General features: G+C 55.2%; 11 protein-coding genes and 1 pseudogene. 9 read left to right on the forward strand and 3 right to left on the reverse strand.

Annotated features, from left to right (window positions below; translation table 11 throughout):
• Window positions 1–202 precede the first annotated feature (202 nt).
• The 3 genes from ACXAH3_RS14975 (at window position 203) to ACXAH3_RS14985 (ending at window position 3,733) form a co-directional block, all read left to right on the forward strand.
• On the forward strand, window positions 203–1,513 hold the full coding sequence (locus ACXAH3_RS14975) for an NAD(P)/FAD-dependent oxidoreductase (protein ID WP_474862908.1): 1,311 nt from the start codon (window positions 203–205) through the stop codon (window positions 1,511–1,513).
• An 11-nt stretch (window positions 1,514–1,524) separates the two neighbouring features.
• Window positions 1,525–1,881 (forward strand): DUF5368 domain-containing protein, encoded by a 357-nt coding sequence (locus ACXAH3_RS14980; RefSeq protein ID WP_474862909.1) that lies wholly within the window; start codon window positions 1,525–1,527, stop codon window positions 1,879–1,881.
• Between the two features lie 469 nt (window positions 1,882–2,350).
• On the forward strand, window positions 2,351–3,733 hold the full coding sequence (locus ACXAH3_RS14985; protein ID WP_474862910.1) for a transposase: 1,383 nt from the start codon (window positions 2,351–2,353) through the stop codon (window positions 3,731–3,733).
• 324 nt (window positions 3,734–4,057) lie between these two features.
• On the opposite strand, the gene ACXAH3_RS14990 is transcribed toward ACXAH3_RS14985, so the two are convergent.
• Window positions 4,058–4,978 (reverse strand): hydrogen peroxide-inducible genes activator, encoded by a 921-nt coding sequence (locus ACXAH3_RS14990; RefSeq protein WP_474862911.1) that lies wholly within the window; start codon window positions 4,976–4,978, stop codon window positions 4,058–4,060.
• Window positions 4,979–5,082: 104 nt separating this feature from the next.
• Between ACXAH3_RS14990 and ACXAH3_RS14995 the strand changes: the two genes are divergently transcribed.
• The 3 genes from ACXAH3_RS14995 (at window position 5,083) to ACXAH3_RS15005 (ending at window position 7,163) form a co-directional block, all read left to right on the forward strand.
• A complete protein-coding gene (locus ACXAH3_RS14995; RefSeq protein WP_474862912.1) occupies window positions 5,083–5,727 on the forward strand; it encodes a peroxiredoxin in 645 nt (214 codons plus the stop codon).
• Window positions 5,728–5,793: 66 nt separating this feature from the next.
• Window positions 5,794–6,237: a Dps family protein gene (locus ACXAH3_RS15000; RefSeq protein ID WP_474862913.1), complete on the forward strand. Its 444-nt coding sequence runs from the start codon at window positions 5,794–5,796 to the stop codon at window positions 6,235–6,237.
• A 56-nt stretch (window positions 6,238–6,293) separates the two neighbouring features.
• Complete coding sequence (locus ACXAH3_RS15005) at window positions 6,294–7,163, forward strand: MBL fold metallo-hydrolase (RefSeq protein WP_474862914.1); 870 nt, start codon at window positions 6,294–6,296, stop codon at window positions 7,161–7,163.
• A 9-nt stretch (window positions 7,164–7,172) separates the two neighbouring features.
• Here ACXAH3_RS15005 and ACXAH3_RS15010 read toward each other — a convergent pair whose 3' ends face one another.
• Complete coding sequence (locus ACXAH3_RS15010; RefSeq protein ID WP_474862915.1) at window positions 7,173–7,832, reverse strand: AraC family transcriptional regulator; 660 nt, start codon at window positions 7,830–7,832, stop codon at window positions 7,173–7,175.
• 171 nt (window positions 7,833–8,003) lie between these two features.
• Between ACXAH3_RS15010 and ACXAH3_RS15015 the strand changes: the two genes are divergently transcribed.
• Window positions 8,004–9,017 carry an SLC13 family permease gene (locus ACXAH3_RS15015; protein ID WP_474862916.1) on the forward strand — a complete coding sequence of 338 codons (1,014 nt, stop codon included), beginning with the start codon at window positions 8,004–8,006 and terminating at the stop codon, window positions 9,015–9,017.
• 159 nt (window positions 9,018–9,176) lie between these two features.
• Window positions 9,177–10,205, forward strand: a pseudogene (locus tag ACXAH3_RS15020) (IS110 family RNA-guided transposase).
• A gap of 402 nt (window positions 10,206–10,607) precedes the next feature.
• Here the strand turns inward: ACXAH3_RS15020 and ACXAH3_RS15025 are convergent.
• Window positions 10,608–11,723: a glycosyl transferase family 90 gene (locus tag ACXAH3_RS15025; protein ID WP_474862917.1), complete on the reverse strand. Its 1,116-nt coding sequence runs from the start codon at window positions 11,721–11,723 to the stop codon at window positions 10,608–10,610.
• Window positions 11,724–12,229: 506 nt separating this feature from the next.
• Between ACXAH3_RS15025 and ACXAH3_RS15030 the strand changes: the two genes are divergently transcribed.
• Window positions 12,230–12,727: a hypothetical protein gene (locus ACXAH3_RS15030; protein ID WP_474862918.1), complete on the forward strand. Its 498-nt coding sequence runs from the start codon at window positions 12,230–12,232 to the stop codon at window positions 12,725–12,727.
• Window positions 12,728–12,974 lie beyond the last annotated feature (247 nt).

The raw sequence follows: 12,974 nt of genomic DNA on the forward strand, positions 1-12,974 counted from the left end.
CCCCCCCCCCCCCCCCCCCCCCCCCCCCCCCCCCCCCCCCCCCCCCCCCCCCCCACCCCCCCCCCCCCCCCCCCCCCCCCCCCCCCCCCCCCCCCCCCCCCCCCCCCCCCCACGCCTGTTGATAAGTTTGACGCATATCAAATCCATCTTTTCAAGAATCACATATGCGTAATTTAGAATGTCTATTCTCGAGGAGGAGACAATGACAAAGCTGACCGCAACACGGCGTCAATTCTTTGCCCTGGCCGCGGGTGGCGCTGCTGCGGCAGCTGTCACCGCGCCGTCAAAGGTGCAGGCGCAAGTGGCCACATCTGCGAAAATCGTGATCATCGGCGCGGGCGCTGGCGGCACATCACTGGCCAACAGGCTCGTCGATCGACTGGATGGGGCAGAGATCACGCTGATCGATCCGCGTGTTGATCACCTTTATCAACCGGGCCTGTCACTGGTGGCCGCCGGCCTGAAACCGGCCAATTACGTTGTGTCCAAAACGACGGATTGGCTGCCCGATGGCATCACCCTGATCGCCGAAGCGGCCGCTGCGATTGACCCCGAAGCCAAGACTGTCGACACGACCAGCGGCCAGAAGGTGCCTTATGACTTTCTTGTCGTTGCACCCGGCCTCGTGCTGGATCACGACGCGATAGATGGCTTCTCGCTCGATATGGTGGGCAAGGACGGCATCGGTGCGCTTTATGCAGGGCCGCAATACGCTGCGGCCACATGGCAAGCGGCGCAAGCCTTCACCGAAACTGGCGGTGTTGGACTTTTCACCCGACCGGAGACCGAAATGAAATGCGCAGGTGCGCCGCTCAAACACACGTTCCTGATCGAGGATATCGCACGCACGGCCGGGACACGTGGCAAGGCGGAATTCCACTACGCCGCGCCGCAGGGGTCACTCTTCGGTGTGCCGATTGTCGCGGAAAAGGTTCGTATGCTGTTCGGAGATCGGGGGATCGAAACGTCGATGCAGCACACGCTGAGGGCCATCGACGCAGGCGCAAAACGCGCGACGTTCGACACACCGGACGGAACGGCAGAAATGGAGTATGACTACATCCACATCATCCCGCCCCAGCGCGCGCCCGATGTGATCCGACAATCCGGCCTCAGCTGGGCTGACAAATGGACTGGGGAAGGCTGGGTCGAGTGCGACATGGCCAGCCTACAGCACCTGCGCTACGACACGATCTGGGCGCTTGGCGATGTCGCCGGCGTGCCCAAAGGCAAGACAGCCGCGTCGGTCAAATGGCAGGTGCCGGTTGTCGAGGACGGTTTGGTTGCCGCCATCGAAGGTCGCGAGGCGACCGAGACCTATAATGGCTACACATCTTGCCCGATGATCACCCGCGTCGGCCGCGCCATGCTGGTCGAGTTCGACTACAACAACAACCTAGTCCCCTCCTTCCCAGGTATCATCGCACCGCTGGAAGAACTCTGGATCAGCTGGCTGATGAAAGAGGTGGCCCTGAAGGCGACCTACAACGCCATGCTTCGCGGACGCGCGTAAGGAGACCTGACATGAAAGATATGACCTTCGGCACAATCCTTGCCGTTTTCGAAGAAATATTCGGCATTGGCCTGTTCTGGGCAATGGTTATCGCCGCGGCACTTGTGACAGTCGGATACATTTACGTTTTGATCCGGGATCACAGCATTTCGTGGCGCAAATTCCTGCTTGCTCAGCTTTCCATGCCAATTGGTGCAATCGCTTCAGTCTGGTTCGTGCTTCTGATGACAAGCTCGAAACTGAGCGATCTGGGAGGCCCGGTCGACATCATTGTTTTCCTCGGCATCGCCGCCGCCGGAGCCGTCGGCACCGCAATTCTGGTTTACACAGTCCAATCCTTGTTGCGCCCTAACAATAGGAACTCATAGCCAGTCCATGACTGCCGCAGCGATTGCGATTGCCGAGAAGAAAGCCTTGAGCACCCGTCATGTCTGGGGGCGACGCGCTGCTACTCTTTGAGCCGGCCGAACATCATCTCGATATCGTTGCGGTGTTTGTATTGACGTGTGTCAAATTTGACCGGCTTTTTACATTGCCTTAGGCATCGTCAATGGCACCGACGTAGTATACGGCCGCTCCCTTTTCGCTATTCGAAGCTTCGACACGCAACAATCTCGCGGGTGCAGCGAATGGCCGGTTCGGTGAAGCTGCGCTGAAGCGCAGTCTAACATAATGAATGGCTGGTATGGGCCGTGAGCGGCGCCGTGCCCATGCCTCAAGAGCTTTGATACTGCGCAGCGGCTAACGGCTCGAAAGAGCCGATTTTGTTGAAAAACTCGTACTTGATCGCCGACTGATCGGCTGATTCAATTCTCTCAACGAGCGGGAGGATTGGCGATGATGGGACCGAGACAGGAAGCGCAGGCGGCGTTGTTCTACGAGTTCTCGCTTGAAGATCATGTTCCCCGTAATCATCGGGTGCGGTCGCTTGATCGGTTCGTTGATCTGACCAGCGTTCGAGAACATCTCGCAGACTTCTACAGCCGCACCGGCCGCCCCTCCATTGGCCCAGAGCTTCTGATCCGCATGCTTTTGATCGGATATTGCTTTGGCATTCGATCCGAGCGGCGGTTGTGTGAAGAGGTACATCTGAACCTTGCGTATCGCTGGTTTTGCTGCCTCGATTTGACGGACAACATCCCGGACCATTCGACCTTTTCAAAGAACCGCCAAGGCCGCTTTCGAAAGAGCGACTTGTTGCGTCATGTGTTCGAGCCGACGTTTACGCGTTGCATGAAGGAAGGGTTTGTCGGTGGCCACGGCTTCGCGGTCGACGCCAGCTTGATCAGCGCCGATGTCCAGAAACAGAACTCCAGCAATCCCGAGGATTGGGCCGCACGTGAGATTGAACCCGCTGATGCACCGCGTGCCGTGCGCGAGTATCTCGACACGTTGGATGATGAAGCTTTTGGAGCTGCAACAACGGCCAAGCCCAAGTTCACTGCGCATGCCGATCCCGCCAGTCAATGGACAGCAGCGCGCAAAGGCCCCGCTTTCTTTGCCTATTCTGACAATTATCTGATCGATACGGACCACGGCATCATCATGGATGTGGATGCCAGCAGGTCGAACAAGACCGCTGAGGTGGGCGCAATGCGCAAGATGCTCGACCGGACCGAAGAGCGCTTTGGCATGAAGCCAGATTGGATCGCCGCAGATACGGCCTACGGATCATCCGACACTCTGTTTTGGCTGGCTCTAAAGCGTCAAATCCTCCCCTTCATTCCCGTCTTTGACAAAGGCGAACGGACCGACGGAACCTTCTCGCGATCCGACTTGAAATGGGATGACGAGAACGACCGGTACGTCTGCCCGGGCGGCAAAGAGATGCGACATACATGGCGGATCTATTCTGATCCAAAACGGAATGCGACAGTTTGGAAATCCAGAAACTATCGGGCACTGAAATCAGACTGCACAGGATGCGAGCTGAAGGCAAAGTGCTGCCCCAACGCTGACACGCGTTCTGTCCATCGCGACAAATATGAGATCGTCAGAGACTTCGCCCGCCAATGCACTGCATCAGAGTTCAATCCCAAGGCCCAGGCGCGCCGCAAGAAGGTCGAGATGCTCTTTGCCCACCTCAAACGCATCCTTGGCCTGGGACGGCTCCGATTACGTGGCCCATGTGGCGTTCAAGACGAATTTACGCTCTCAGCTACCGCCCAGAACCTTCGAAAACTAGCCAAACTTAAGCCGATGGAGCCCGCCGCAGCTTGAAGCGGCGGCTACGCCTTAGACATCTTAACGAAATCAAACCGGTACCTAAAACAGGCGCGCCAAAATCAGTGACTTTTTCAACGAAATCAGCCCAAAACGTGAATTCGTTCTTTGTGCTGCGCGCGCTCGCGGCGTGAAAATTGCAGCAGCAGCGTAGTTTTCGGCGTTTCGCAGCGGTGGGAAAACCGGCTACTCATACATTGTGCAGCACAACTGCAAAGGCGAAGGATCAAGTTGTGTGACAAAGAGCCAATTCGTTGCGATTGAGGCAATGTCTGCTCCCGACCAAGCGGACAGTAAATGCGCCCGGCCTTATACATCACACTACGAACGCCGGAAGCGCCCATCGAGTTCTTTATTCAATGGCGTTTGATGTTGCTTCAAAAGCAACTTACCGAGACTCTTAAAGACCTCCGTTCTGGCCGAACCTGGACGCCAAGCGAGCGCTACAGTGCGCGGGCATGCATCGGGCAGTGGCGCCAGCTGCACGTCGGTTGCTCCGGCCACCCCAGCCTCGACGGCAAGATTGGGCAACAGTGTTATGCCCAAACCCTCAGACACCATCGCCGTCAAAGTGGTCAGGCTTGTGGCCGCAAAGCTATCCTCAGCCATGGATATCCGCCCTGGATAAGCTGCTAGCGCATGTCGTTGAAGACAATGGCCCTTTTCCAGCAGCATTAGCTGTCCACTTTCTGTCAACGCTTCAGCACCGCTAGGCGCGGGCCAGCTAGCTGGCGAGGCAAGTTGGTAGCCGTCCTCAAATAGCGGCATTAGCTCCAGCGTACCGGTGTCAAATGGCAGCGCGATCAGAACCAGATCAAGCCGCCCCGCGTGAAGCCCCTCCAGCAGGCTCTCCGTCATCTCTTCGCGCAGATAGACACGCATGTCAAGAAAAGCACGGCGAATGGCAGGCAAGGCTCGCGGCAGCATGTATGGCCCGATCGTCGGAATCGCGCCAAGCTTTAAGTCGCCTTCAAACGGGTTCTGATGAGCCCGCGCAAGAGTTTCGATCTCGCCGGCGTCCAGCAGCAAGCGCCGCGCGCGATCCGTAATCTCTTTGCCCAAGGGCGTGAGCATAACATTTTGGCGTGTCCGCTCGATCAGCTGCACGCCCAAGCGCTCTTCGAGCTCTTTGATGCCAGCACTCAAAGTTGGCTGCGTCACAAAACACATCTCTGCAGCGCGCGAGAAGTTCAGTGTTTCGGCAACAGCCGTCAGAAAGCGCATTTGGCGAAGTGTGATCATTGATAGATTTGCTCTATAGTTTTAATTCTTATAATCAATTTCAACTATAGATGTCCAGTCGCTATCTCTTGTTCATCGAAACGCTGACAAGAAGGACAGCCCAAATGATCGACCAAGTTCAAACCGCTGGCGCCCGCCTGAACGAGCCCGCCCCCGCATTCGACGCCCCCACCACTCACGGACGCAAAACCCTTGAGGATTATCGCGGCAAATGGCTGGTTCTCTTCTCTCACCCCGCGGACTTCACGCCCGTGTGCACCACCGAATTCATCGGCTTTGCCAAAAAGCAGGATGATTTCAACGCCCGCAACACGGAATTGCTCGGCCTGTCCATCGACAGTCACTACAGCCACATCGCATGGATGTTGAACATCAAGGAAAAGTTCGGAGTTGAGATCAAGTTCCCAATCATCGCGGACCTCAATATGGCCGTTGCTCAAGCCTACGGGATGATTCAGCCAGGCGCATCTGACACCTCAGCCGTGCGGGCGACGTTCTTGATCGATCCCGAAGGAGTGCTGCGCGCGATGGTCTATTATCCGATGAACGCGGGCCGTTCGGTTGATGAAATCTACCGCCTTCTGGTGGCCATGCAGACCGCAGATGAAAACAGCTGCGCGATGCCGGAAAACTGGAAGCCCGGCGATCCAGTGATCGTGCCAACCCCCGCCACACCTGACGCTGCAATGGCCCGTGCTGACGAAGGCTACGAGACCGTCGATTGGTACTTCTCGACCCGCACGCTGTGAACACTTGGCGGGCCCCTATGGCCCGCCGGCCCAACCGCATCACCTATAATTGCAAGGAGACACCCTATGACCACCCCTTCCCAAAACAACATCGCTGGCCTGAACGCAGTCTTGGGCGAAACCTTCCGCCTTTACGTACAGACCCACGGCTATCATTGGAACGTAGAAGGCCCGAATTTCCGCCAGTTGCACGCCGTGTTCGAAGAGCAATACCAGAACATGTGGGCGGCACTGGACGAGATCGCAGAACGCATCCGTACCCAAGGAGCTTATGCCCCGGCCTCGGTGGCAGATCTGATGGCGTTGGCCGCCCCCGAAGACGCGCCCGCACAATCCGCCGACGAGATGATCACCAAGCTGATTGCAGGCCACGAGGCTTTGGCGCAGACCTTGCGCTCGGCAATGGAAGCCAGCGCCGACGCGGGCGACGAAGTCTCTGCGGGGGTGCTGACCGACCGTCTTGAGTGGCACGAAAAAGAGCTCTGGATGATGAAAGCCAGCGCACGTTGAACTAGATGGTCGAGCCTACGGGTTCGACCTCCACCCGCTTGAACAGGAGAAAACCAATGAGCAATCCAATCGTAAAAGGCTTCTGGGATGAACCAACGGGAAGCTGGCAATATGTATTCCACGACCCCGACACCATGAAAGGTGCGATCGTCGATCCTGTGCTGGATTTTGATCCGCTGGCGGGGGCGACATCCACCAAGAACGCCGAAACGCTGTTGGACTATGTGCGCGAAACAGGGATCGAGCTGGTCTGGGTCCTTGATACGCACCCACACGCAGATCACTTTTCGGCAGCGCCTTGGATCAAGGCACAGACCGGCGCGCAAACTGCCATCGGCGAGAAAGTGACGGGTGTGCAGAACCTGTGGCAGAACATCTACAATCTGCCGGATGACTTCCCTAAGGATGGCAGCCAATGGGACCATCTTTTCGCGGACGGCGACACCTTCATGGTTGGGAATGTTCCGGTGACGGTGATGTTCTCGCCCGGCCATACCCTTGCGTCGATCACGTATGTGGCGGGCAATGCAGCCTTCGTACATGACACCTTGATGATGCCTGACAGCGGCAGTTCGCGAGCCGATTTTCCGGGCGGGAGCTCGGCCGATCTTTACGACAGCATCTCGGCCATTCTAGCCCTGCCCAGAGACACCCGCGTCTTTGTCGGTCACGATTACGCGCCCGGTCGGGATGCCGCTTGCGAGGCCAACGTTGCCGAACACCGCGCGTCCAACATCCACTGGAAGGACGCCCCGTCAGAGGCCGAATACCGTGCGGTGCGTGACGCCCGCGATGCGACGTTGTCTTTGCCCAAACTGATGTTGGCAGCCCTTCAGATTAACATTCGTGGTGGTCGTTTGCCCGAACCGGAAGACAACGGGCGCTCCTATCTGAAGGTGCCGTTGAATTACTTTAAGAGCTGCTAGTCACGGTGCTTAATGGTGATGACGCCATTCAGTTGGCGTCATCCCGCTTTGGCGTCGGAAGGCCGCGACAAACGCCGATGTATTCGCATACCCCAGCGACTCGGCCAATGCGCTGCTGCTTTGCCCCAGTTGCGGTCCCTCGATCGCCAGCACAAAGCGCATCCTGTCGCGCCAATCCCGCCATGTTAGTCCGATTTCCTGTTGAAAAAGACGGCTCAACGTCCGTTCACTTGTTCCGGTTACACGGGCCAATTGGCCAAGGTTGTTGGCCTCGCGCGGGGATCCCATCACATGGCTCATAACGGCGGCGACAGGTGGTTCTCTGCTCCCTGGGAGGTGTAGGTCGGGGCGATCAAGACGGGCGATTTCGTCGAGCGCAACCCAGCCCAATCGCCGCTGTTCTGCCTGTGGCAAGGGGGCGTGCTGCATCATTCGCCGCACAATTCCGCGCATCAATGGCGTCGCGCGTAAAACCGTGGGTTTGCCTGGCATCTTGATGCGGTTTCCAAACTTGGGGTGGAGCTGGAACGCCTGAAATTCAATAGTGCCTGACGCTTCAACCAGCAGCCTCGTGTCAGCAGGAACCCAGATCCCGTGGCGGTCAGGGATAAACCAGAGATCCTCGCCAACTTCGACACGCATAAGCCCGTCAAAGCAAAACAGCACCATTGCCCGCCTGCTGCGAGGCGCAAGGCGCGCGCCCTTGGCAAGTGGGCCAGACCACGCCACCACGGGCAAACGCGCATTTGGCGGAAAAGCGATATCATTTGGCATTATGTCGTTCTACTGCAATCCGGGCTTACGCGCTAGGGTGCCGCGAAATCAATATGAGGCCAGGATATGTTCCGTTTCAAGGAAGCTGTTTTCTCTGTCGCCGTCGCTTTGGCAATTTGGGCGTCCATTGCCCAGCCCGCTGGAATGACTCTGGATCAGGGAATGCTTTTCGGAATCGTCGTGATCACCCTCGCGCTTTGGGGGACAGGTCTTGTGCCGGGATATGTGGCATCAACCTTTTTGTTCGTCGCGCTAATTTTGACACGGCTTTCTGACCCGCAAGAAGTGTTTTCCAGTTTCTCATCCACAGCGATCTGGCTGGTCGTTGCGGGCTTTGTCATTGGCGCGGCGATTACGCAATCGGGCCTCGGGGCCCGCATGGGCGCCTTGGCCGGGCCGCATTTGTCAAAAAGCTACGCTGCCTTGATCGGTGGCTTGATGATCTTGGGAATGGCGTTGGGTTTTTTGATGCCGTCGTCACTCGGACGCGCAGCGGTGCTTGTTCCAGTCGGCATGGCACTCGCTGAGTCCCTTGGACTTGAAAAAGATTCGCTGGGGCGTACGGGTGTGGCGATCATCATCGCCATCGGAACGAACATGCCGAGCTTTGCAATTCTGCCGTCTAACATCCCCAACATCATCCTGTCAGGTGTGGCAGAGCAATCTCTCGGAGCGCAGTTCAGTTATGCTGACTACTTGATGCTGCACTACCCTGTCTTGGGCGTCATCAAATCCGCGTTCACTGTCGGACTGGTGCTTTATTTCTTTCCTGCCCGCGTGCCGGTGGCATCGCAAGCGGCTGTGCCATCGACTGGGTCAAGCCGCACTCAGTGGGCGCTTCTCGCAATCCTGCTGGTGACATTGGGCTTTTGGTCTACAGACCAACTTCATGGGGTCAACGCGGCTTGGGTCGGGCTGGCGGCGGCGTTGGTTTTGATGATCCCGCAGCTTGGCTTTTTGTCCCCGCCCGCGTTCAAATCCGCGGTGGACTTTTCGATGATCCTGTTCGTCGCGGGCGCCCTGACTCTTGGCACAGTCGTTAACAGCAGCGGCTTGGGAGACATTCTGGGCCATATTTGAAGCGTAGCCAGCTCGACGGTAGAATGCCTGTCTCATGATGCCTTTCGACACTATCCAGACTTAGGCCCAATCGAATGGTGTGGTTGCCGTCCTATCCAAACGGCATCGTAGTGTGCCAATTTTGTGGTGTCATGGCCACATCAAGGAAAGGACGACGGCATGGATGCTATGATCATTGGGGTTGATTTGGCAAAGAACGTTTTTCAGCTTCATGGGGCAAAGCAATCGGGTGATGTTTTGTTTCGCTAGAAACTGACCCGCCCACAATTCGAGAAGTTTTTGGCTGAGCGTGACCCGGCAACGGTGGTCATGGAGGCTTGTGGTAGCGCAAATTTTTGGGCGCGGGAGCTTGCTAAAATGGGGCATGAAGTGCGTTTAATTGCGCCACAATATGTTCGGCCCTTTGTGAAGCGTCAAAAGAACGATGCAGCGGATGCTGAGGCGCTGGTCATTGCTGCGCGTCAGCCGGAGATGCGCTATGTGATCCCAAAAACGACTGAACAGCAGGCGCAAGCGGTGGTGTTTCGCTCGCGAGAACGACTTGTTAAGCAACGGACGGAATTGGTAAACGCACTCCGTGCAGCTCTTTTTGAATTTGGCTTTACCCTCCCGCAAGGAATTGCTTCCCTAGGAAAGGCTGGGGAGCTCCTTGAACGATCGGACATTGATGTCCCACAAGTGGTTTTAGATGACTGTCGGGACATGCTCACCCAAATTTCCGAAAAAACAGAGCGGATCAATGAGCGTAGCAAAGAGGTGAAGCGCCTTGCTGATCAATCGGAAACACTATCTCGGCTTCAGACCATGCCAGGGCTTGGTCCGATCACGGCCCTTGCGATCAACGCCTTTGCACCGGACATGGCCAGCTTCAGGCGCGGGCGAGACTTCTCCGCCTGGCTAGGCTTGGTGCCACGGCAAAACTCGACTGGCGGCAAAGCAAGGCTGGGTGCTGTGTCCAAAGCTGGGCAATCAGACATTCGTCGTCTGTTGATTATCGGCGCAATGTCGCGGCTGAATTGGCTGGGTCGGAAATCAATCCGTGATGGGGATTGGATCGACCGGTTGATGAAGCGCAAGCCCAAAATGCTTGTTGCGATCGCATTGGCCAACCGTATGGCCCGACAAATCTGGGCTATGCTGACGAAACGCGAAGAGTATATTGAACCGGCAACGCCAATCACGGTCTGAAAGAGCATCAGCGTGCAGGTGGAGCTGAAAGGAGTGTAAGACGTCCAAACCTGAATGGAACAATCGAGAAATCCGGGAATGGGAAAACCAGAAAACCTTCCAGGGCCGCTAAAGCCCAGCAATCGGATTTGGACCCATCCCGCGGATCACCATACCGGCCAGCGACAATCAAGAAGCGTCGCATAAACAGGCCTGACAGAGGAAAGCACTCGAGCACTCCAAGAAGGCAAAAAGCGACTTGCATATCGGACGGCAACCACAGAGGAAGGTTTGTACGTAGGATCCCGTAAAGGCGGAACGATTGGCGAACACTGACAGTTCTTCATAACGCCTAAATGTGCAGGCTCGGTCCAGTTAGGCCTACAAGCTGCGTGAAGAGTGATTTCAGATCCTCAATCTACATTAGACAGATGACACCAGTCGTTGAAGTAGTTCTGTACGCAGTTGTCTGTTCCCCAAAAACGAAGAGGTCCTCTGCGCTTCTGCAATGATGTCTTTAACAGTCTTGGGGTTTGACCTTGCCCAGTCCAGTTTTTCCTCTAAATCAACGGCACCTCGTTTCAATGGGACAAAGTGTACCCAGGGCTTGAAAATCCTAGAAAAAAACACTTCCCAGCCGTCATCTTCTTTGAAGACAAGAGAATTGGAATTCAGAAATACAGGGAAATTAGATGCGGTATCGTGCCCAGACAAAGACAGAAGGTAACGGAATCGATAGTGATGTTGCTGAGAAACCCGGGGCTTCACATACCTTGAAATAAATTCCAGTTCCCTTAGGTCTCGAAAGTGGTCTCCAGCAACGTAGCCAACATCGAAATCCGGATTACCTTCGACCTCAGCGCAGACTCTATATCGCGTTACTGTCCCGAGAGCGATCTCGCCTGCCACCTGATTGGCGATACTGGTGTCATCGCGAAGAGCGCGAAATATCCGACCGCTCCCTGTTGGACTAATCAATGACGGCAGCAATTCAGGGGCTGTTCTCCCAACGAGGGCACCTCGCCAGAAACAAGTATTGGCTTTGTCCTCGAAGGCGATATCGTCAACGGGTTCTTGCGAAATGAATCCTTCGTAACCAATATCGTGATAGCCAGCAAGCGGCCAGAGCTTCACATTCTTTGCGTCATGACGCCGGACATAAGCAAAGATCGATTGTATGGATCTATTGTCAGCAACGCGTCCAAACTCTCTCGCATCACCGAAGTCACAGTCGATAGCCTTCTGTCCGCCGTGCTCAAAGTATTCAGAGAAGAACCTTTCGACGCGATAAATCTTATTCCGATGGGCGACACGTGCGACGTGGTTTCGATCAGGATCATAAGTTAAAGGAAAGTGCTTTCCAGTTTTGTCCAGAAACTCGCTCCCACTCCAACTACAGTAAACGTCACTGAAGTAGCCCCTTTTTATTCCGATCGCGTCTTCGGATTGTTCCCCGATAGCGGAGGCATAGAGTTGGTCTAGTGCATTTTGCGAGTTCAGAGCCAATACTTCTAAGGTCCAGTGTTGAAATGCGATCAAAATTGAAAGCTATTTCAGACAGATATCAGCAAATACCTCAATGTCAAACATGCGCGTCCAATCGACGTGCGAGGTTTTCAGACCAAATAACAATCGAAAAAGTTCCCGCATACATCTAAGGCCAACTAATTCCCCTATAAAGGGTGGCGAACGTGAGGACTCGCCCCATCTTGCAAACATACACATAGGTGTCTTATTGACAGATATTAACCATCCCATTGACATTCATTCGGATGACGTCGCGGATACATATCCTAGGTGGTTCTCTATTCGTGTGGCGTGCTCAAGACGCGGCGGTAGCTCCGTCGGTTTCACCAAACTTGTCGTTGATATTGATAACTTTGATCAAGGTATTGAAGCTTTGAGACGTCTCAATGAGCAGAGCGTTTCACCTGCGCAGACAATGAGGCTAGCTATTCAAATTTAATCGACACACACCAACGTAAATTAACACGCTGGTCATAGTACGGTAGATCAGTCGACACAGTACACTTGAGGAGAAAATGATGAAGAAGATTCTCTTTTTTGCCATTGCATTTAACTTGCTCCAAACGAGTACCAATGTTGCAATGGCTGACGAAGACCCTGGCGTAGGGTTTTTCAAAGACTATTTTTTTGGTCTCGCCTATGGCCTACTTTGGGACGCATACAAGCAGTACCAAAGCGAACGTGCATTGAATGAAGCCTATCGTTCAGGTCATCGCGATGGCGTGAACGAAGGTATTCGCAATACCTATGAATCGGTGTCAGGCGAAACCCAACCTCCCGTTGTGGTGGATGCCGATAGAAAAGCTTCCGACTATCTTGAAATTGATAAAGAACCAGTGAAGTCCCCTTATCGCCTTCCTCAGCCTACTACTATCAGCCCGGAGTTGTGGGCTGTACCTCCATCTGAACCTATGGCGCTTCCTCCAGACGTCAAGCCATCGGACGGTGGTGGTAGCGGTGGCGGATGCCGTCAAAGTTCGCCGGGGGATGGTTTGAAGCTTTGCCACGTGGTGTAGATATACTAGTTGGCCTGAGGGGCCCGAAGCTGCGATATCGGACAGAAAAAAGATCATAGATGGAACGTTGGCGTGGCTTTCGTTCCAAATCGATAGCGAGAGACAATTAAGGGGAGCGCTTTGCGCTCCCCTGTGTGACATCCGGACATAGCGGTAGGTTGCCTTTAGAGGGGTCGAGTGTCGCTGAGTGAGAAATGACACCCTAAGCGTTTTTCCAATGATATCGCCAGCGGGCGAGTGCTAAGTC

It is taken from the genome of Aliiroseovarius sp. ABM4_368 (assembly GCF_056161205.1).

What these genes read in the sequence shown, in the direction of transcription:
- ACXAH3_RS15010 (WP_474862915.1), bottom strand. Translation starts at nt 7,832, where the DNA reads ATGGTGCTGTTTTGCTTTGACGGGCTTATGCGTGTCGAAGTTGGCGAG.
- ACXAH3_RS14980 (WP_474862909.1), top strand. Translation starts at nt 1,525, where the DNA reads ATGAAAGATATGACCTTCGGCACAATCCTTGCCGTTTTCGAAGAAATA.
- ACXAH3_RS14975 (WP_474862908.1), top strand. Translation starts at nt 203, where the DNA reads ATGACAAAGCTGACCGCAACACGGCGTCAATTCTTTGCCCTGGCCGCG.
- ACXAH3_RS14985 (WP_474862910.1), top strand. Translation starts at nt 2,351, where the DNA reads ATGATGGGACCGAGACAGGAAGCGCAGGCGGCGTTGTTCTACGAGTTC.
- ACXAH3_RS15015 (WP_474862916.1), top strand. Translation starts at nt 8,004, where the DNA reads ATGTTCCGTTTCAAGGAAGCTGTTTTCTCTGTCGCCGTCGCTTTGGCA.
- ACXAH3_RS14990 (WP_474862911.1), bottom strand. Translation starts at nt 4,978, where the DNA reads ATGATCACACTTCGCCAAATGCGCTTTCTGACGGCTGTTGCCGAAACA.
- ACXAH3_RS14995 (WP_474862912.1), top strand. Translation starts at nt 5,083, where the DNA reads ATGATCGACCAAGTTCAAACCGCTGGCGCCCGCCTGAACGAGCCCGCC.
- ACXAH3_RS15000 (WP_474862913.1), top strand. Translation starts at nt 5,794, where the DNA reads ATGACCACCCCTTCCCAAAACAACATCGCTGGCCTGAACGCAGTCTTG.
- ACXAH3_RS15005 (WP_474862914.1), top strand. Translation starts at nt 6,294, where the DNA reads ATGAGCAATCCAATCGTAAAAGGCTTCTGGGATGAACCAACGGGAAGC.
- ACXAH3_RS15030 (WP_474862918.1), top strand. Translation starts at nt 12,230, where the DNA reads ATGAAGAAGATTCTCTTTTTTGCCATTGCATTTAACTTGCTCCAAACG.